Origin of the sequence: Eudoraea sp. (assembly GCF_049665975.1) — a bacterium.
Taxonomy (GTDB): Bacteria; Bacteroidota; Bacteroidia; order Flavobacteriales; family Flavobacteriaceae; genus Eudoraea.
Map to the genome: position 1 here is coordinate 1 of NZ_JBATGR010000184.1, position 5529 is coordinate 5529.

Here is a 5529-nt window from a genome sequence, read left to right on the forward strand (position 1 = left end):
TTTTCCTGCGGATAATAGGCCACATCACCTAGCTCCTCTTCTATGCGAAGTAATTGGTTGTATTTGGCCATTCGATCACTTCTTGAAGCAGATCCTGTTTTTATCTGCCCGGTGTTAAGTGCTACTGCTAAATCTGCAATAGTATTATCTTCGGTTTCACCTGATCTGTGCGACATTACGGAAGTATATCCCGCATTTTTAGCCATATTCACAGCGGCAATCGTTTCTGTAAGCGTACCAATCTGGTTAACTTTTATCAGTATTGAATTGGCAATGCCGTTCTTAATTCCCTTTGATAATCTTTCTACATTGGTAACAAATAAATCATCTCCAACTAATTGAACGCTATCACCTATCATATCAGTTAATGTCTTAAATCCATCCCAGTCATTTTCATCCATCCCGTCTTCAATAGATATAATAGGGTATTTTTTACTAAGATCTGCCAAATACGCTGCCTGTTCTTCTGAGGTGCGAATCGCGCCCGAATCTCCTTCAAATTTGGTGTAATCATATTTACCATTCTCATAGAATTCTGCAGCAGCACAATCAAGTGCAATCATTACCTCATCACCAAATGAATATCCGGCATTTTTAACCGCTAGTCCAATGGTCTCTATAGCATCTTCTGTGCCATCCAGTGTAGGCGCAAACCCACCTTCATCACCAACTGCAGTGCTCAAACCTCTACTATGCAATACTTTTTTAAGATTATGAAATATTTCAGTCCCCATTTGCATAGCATGCGAAAAGCTTTTGGCTTTGATTGGCATAATCATAAATTCCTGGAATGCTATAGGTGCATCCGAATGCGAGCCACCATTAATTATATTCATCATAGGCACCGGTAGCGTATTAGCACTAACCCCACCTACATATCTGTACAAAGACATTCCCAGCTCATTGGCCGCCGCTTTCGCAACTGCTAAAGACACTCCTAAGATTGCATTGGCTCCCAATTTAGATTTATTTGGAGTACCATCCAGTTCTATCATAGTCTGGTCTATTAGGTTTTGATCAAAAACCAACATCCCAACTATTTTTTTTGCTATAATATTATTTACATTTTCCACGGCTTTAGTGACACCCTTACCCATAAAGGCTTTCCCTCCATCACGCAATTCAACAGCTTCATGTTCACCGGTAGAAGCACCGGATGGAACAGCTGCGCGCCCTAAAACGCCATTTTCGGTTATAACATCTACTTCTACGGTCGGATTTCCTCTTGAATCCAGAATCTGTCTTGCATGCACATCAATTATGGTACTCATATTGTTAAATTTTAAGGTTGAATTATTTGGCAAAGATACAAAAGGCGGATGGACACAACGCTATATTGAGGCCCATAAAGACCAGAATATAACAATTCCTTAAACCAATGTATCTTTATTAACAGCGGAAGCTATCATTTCAAAGAATTGATCAAAAAGATAATCTGCATCATGGGGTCCCGGACTGGCCTCAGGGTGATATTGAACTGAAAAAACATTTTTATTTCGCACCCTTATACCGGCAACGGTTTTGTCGTTTAGATGAACATGTGTAATTTCAATTTCGGGATTAGACTCCGTTTCTTCCCTGCTTATGGCAAACCCATGATTTTGAGATGTAATTTCACCTTTGCCCGTCAATAGGTTCAATACCGGATGGTTTATCCCTCTATGACCATTATGCATTTTGTACGTAGATATACCATTAGCCAGCGCAATTACCTGGTGACCCAGGCAAATTCCAAATAAAGGTTTATCATTAGCTATAATCTTACGAGCTACCTCCACCGCCTCGTGCAAAGGTTCCGGGTCTCCGGGTCCGTTGGAAATAAAAAATCCATCGGGTTGCCATTCGTTCATTTCCTCGTAGGTAGCATTGTAGGGAAAGACTTTTATATAAGCATCTCTTTTAGCCAGATTACGTAAAATATTATTTTTTATTCCAATATCCAGGGCGGCTATTTTGTATTGGGCATTCTCATTTCCAAAAAAATAAGGTTCTGTGGTTGAAACTTTGGAAGCAAGTTCCAATCCTTTCATATTAGGTACTTTTTTTAAGGATTTCCTTAAGCTGTCTATATCTTCTACTTCCGTAGAGATTACCGCATTCATAGCACCCTGATCCCGAATATGGCTTACCAGGGCTCTGGTGTCTACATCAGAGATAGCAAATAGATTGCTTATGTTCAAAAATTCTTCCAGACTATGATCTGCACTGGGTCTTGAATACTCATAGCTGAAATTCTTACATATCAATCCTGCTATTTTTACAGAACCTGATTCCACCTCATCCATATTGGTCCCATAATTACCTATGTGTGCATTAGTAGCAACCATGAGTTGACCGAAATAAGAAGGATCTGTAAATATTTCCTGATAACCAGTCATCCCGGTATTAAAACAAACTTCTCCATATGCAGTTCCTTCTTTGTTGCCTACTGCCTTACCAAAGAAAATAGTCCCGTCTTCTAATAATAATAGTGCTTTCTTTTTGGATTGATACTTCATATTGTTAAATAAGATTACGTTTCACAAATAAACATAAAAAAAGGATAGACTTTTAGGTCTATCCTTTTTAAAATATTAAAAATTTTATAAACAATTTATGCTTCAGAATCATTTTTCTTTTCTTCGGAATCATCAGTCTCAGTTGCTTCAGGTTCTGACGCTTCTTCTTTAGTTGCCTTTGGTTTTTTAACCTCCTCAATTTCTTGAGTCGCTTCCTCGGTTTCTACGGCCTCTGTCTCCTTAACTTTTTCTGTTACCGCTTCCACAGCCTCTTCAACTACAGCTGTTTCCGTAGCTTTTTCAACTACAGCTGTTTCCGTAGCTTTTTCAACTACTCCCTCATCTGCCTTTTTCCCTCTTCTACTTCTTCTTGTGGTTTTCTTTTTGGCAGATTTACCAGCATTATAAACTTCATTGTAGTCTACAAGTTCTATCATTGCCATATCGGCGTTATCACCAAGCCTATTACCCAATTTAATAATTCGGGTATAACCTCCTGGCCGCTCACCAACCTTGTCAGAAACACTTCCAAATAATTCTGTTACCGCATACTTATCCCTAAGGTTCTTAAATGCGATACGCCTGTTATGTGTTCCTTTTTCAGTAGTCTGATTATTCTCAGCTTTTGATTTGGTTATTAATGGCTCTATAAACTGCTTTAAGGCTTTAGCCTTTGCCACAGTTGTATTAATTCTTTTATGTTCAATCAACGAACAAGCCATGTTAGCCAACATAGCTTTTCTATGAGCTGACTTTCTTCCTAAATGATTGACTTTTTTACCGTGTCTCATCGTTACTTATATAAATGCTTAATAAAAACAGGAATAGTCCCGTCTTTATTGATAAATTAATCCTTATCTAATTTGTACTTTGAAAGATCCATCCCAAAATTAAGGCCTTTGTTTATAACCAGCTCTTCTAATTCTGTCAATGACTTTTTACCAAAGTTCCTGAATTTCATCAAATCGTTTTTATTGAACGAAACCAAATCTCCTAATGTATCTACTTCCGCAGCCTTTAAACAATTTAAGGCTCTAACAGAAAGATCCATATCAACAAGTTTAGTCTTTAAAAGCTGACGCATATGCAGAGATTCTTCATCGTAGGTCTCTGTTTGCGCTATTTCATCAGCTTCAAGGGTAATACGTTCATCAGAAAACAACATAAAATGGTGTATTAGTACCTTAGCTGCTTCTGTCAATGCCTCTTTTGGATGAATAGATCCATCAGTAACTATCTCAAATACCAATTTCTCATAATCTGTTTTTTGCTCAACACGAAAGTTTTCAATGCTGTATTTTACATTTTTTACCGGGGTAAAAATTGAATCAACAGCTATACTACCCAAAGGTGCATTAGACTTTTTATTTTCTTCTGCCGGTACATAACCGCGACCTTTTTCAATAATTACCTCCATATTTATGCTCACCTTAGGATCCATGTTGCAAATAACAAGGTCCGGGTTTAACACCTGATAACCAGAGATAAACTTTTGAAAATCTCCCGCAGTAAGCTGATCTTTACCACTTACAGATATGGAAACAGTTTCCTCATTAACATCTTCAATTTGTCTTTTAAATCGAACTTGTTTGAGGTTAAGGATGATTTCGGTAACATCTTCCACAACACCTTCAATAACCGAAAATTCATGCTCTACTTTATCAATTCTTACCGCTGTAATTGCAAATCCTTCCAAAGAAGAAAGCAATACCCTTCGCAAGGCGTTCCCAACAGTCAAACCATAACCAGGTTCCAAAGGACGAAATTCAAATTTGCCTTCGAAATCTGAGGAATCTATCATTATAACTTTATCGGGCTTCTGAAAATTTAATAATGCCATAGTCGGATTTGTGTTGTTTATTTAGAGTATAACTCCACGATTAATTGTTCTTTAATATTCTCCGGAATCTGAATTCTTTCTGGAATAGAAACAAAATTCCCTTCCATTTTATCATTGTTCCATGTCATCCATTCATACACACTGCTGTTTGCACTAAGTGCATCTTGTATGGCCTGAAGTGATTTTGATTTTTCCCTCACCCCTATTACATCACCAGCTTTTAATGAATACGATGGAATATTTACTAATTCTCCGTTAACAGTAATGTGCCTATGCGAAACGAGCTGTCTTGCACCTCTTCTGGAATTTGAAATACCCATCCTGTAAACGACATTATCAAGACGTGCTTCACACATTTGGAGAAGTACTTCACCGGTAACACCTTTACTCCTGTTAGCTTTGGCAAATAGGTTTCTGAATTGTTTCTCCAATATGCCATAGGTATATTTTGCTTTCTGCTTTTCCATCAATTGGATAGCATACTCAGATTTTTTACCACGACGTCTATTATTACCGTGTTGTCCCGGAGGATAATTTTTTTTCTCGAAAGCTTTGTCGTCTCCGAAAATTGCTTCGCCGAATTTACGTGCGATCTTTGATTTAGGTCCTGTATATCTTGCCATCTTCTTTAAATTTGGAAATGTGATTATGAATTAAGGCTTATCCTTCGATAATCGTAATTGCACTTCCTGTGAATTTACCTTTTATAAATATGTAACTTAATTAAACTCTTCTTCTTTTGGGTGGTCGACAACCGTTGTGTGGCATTGGTGTTACATCCACAATCTCAGTAACTTCAATACCGGCATTATGAATTGACCGAATTGCGGATTCTCTTCCGTTACCTGGTCCTTTTACATAAACTTTCACCTTTCTCAACCCCGCTTCATGAGCTACTTTGCAACATTCTTCAGCTGCTACCTGTGCAGCATATGGAGTATTCTTTTTAGAACCTCTAAATCCCATCTTGCCAGCAGAAGACCATGAAATAACATCGCCTTTTTTGTTGGTCAAAGAAATTATTATGTTATTAAAGGAAGCCGTTACATGCGCTTCACCAGTCTATTCAACGATTACCTTTCGCTTTTTAGCTCCTTTGGTACTTGTCTTTGCCATATTATGCTAATTATTTAGTTGCCTTTTTCTTATTCGCAACCGTTTTTCTTTTTCCTTTCCTGGTCCTTGAATTAT

At 37.7% G+C, this 5529-nt stretch carries 4 protein-coding genes and 2 pseudogenes; all 6 read right to left on the reverse strand.

Annotated elements, in window-relative coordinates; genetic code table 11:
- Positions 1 to 1271 (reverse strand): phosphopyruvate hydratase (eno, locus tag WBN20_RS07005; protein ID WP_424281189.1); only part of this gene is annotated, 1271 nt, incomplete at its 3' end.
- Between the two features lie 99 nt (positions 1272 to 1370).
- Positions 1371 to 2498: a glutamine-hydrolyzing carbamoyl-phosphate synthase small subunit gene (gene carA / locus WBN20_RS07010; protein WP_424271108.1), complete on the reverse strand. Its 1128-nt coding sequence runs from the start codon at positions 2496 to 2498 to the stop codon at positions 1371 to 1373.
- A gap of 311 nt (positions 2499 to 2809) precedes the next feature.
- A pseudogene (gene rplQ / locus WBN20_RS07015) lies at positions 2810 to 3289 on the reverse strand (50S ribosomal protein L17); the annotation flags it as partial.
- 56 nt (positions 3290 to 3345) lie between these two features.
- Positions 3346 to 4338, reverse strand: a complete 993-nt coding sequence (locus WBN20_RS07020; protein ID WP_424272983.1) for a DNA-directed RNA polymerase subunit alpha — start codon at positions 4336 to 4338, stop codon at positions 3346 to 3348.
- 17 nt (positions 4339 to 4355) lie between these two features.
- On the reverse strand, positions 4356 to 4961 hold the full coding sequence (gene rpsD / locus WBN20_RS07025; RefSeq protein WP_424272984.1) for a 30S ribosomal protein S4: 606 nt from the start codon (positions 4959 to 4961) through the stop codon (positions 4356 to 4358).
- A gap of 100 nt (positions 4962 to 5061) precedes the next feature.
- Positions 5062 to 5454 (reverse strand): annotated as a pseudogene (gene rpsK / locus WBN20_RS07030) (30S ribosomal protein S11).
- Between the last annotated feature and the right edge of the window lie 75 nt (positions 5455 to 5529).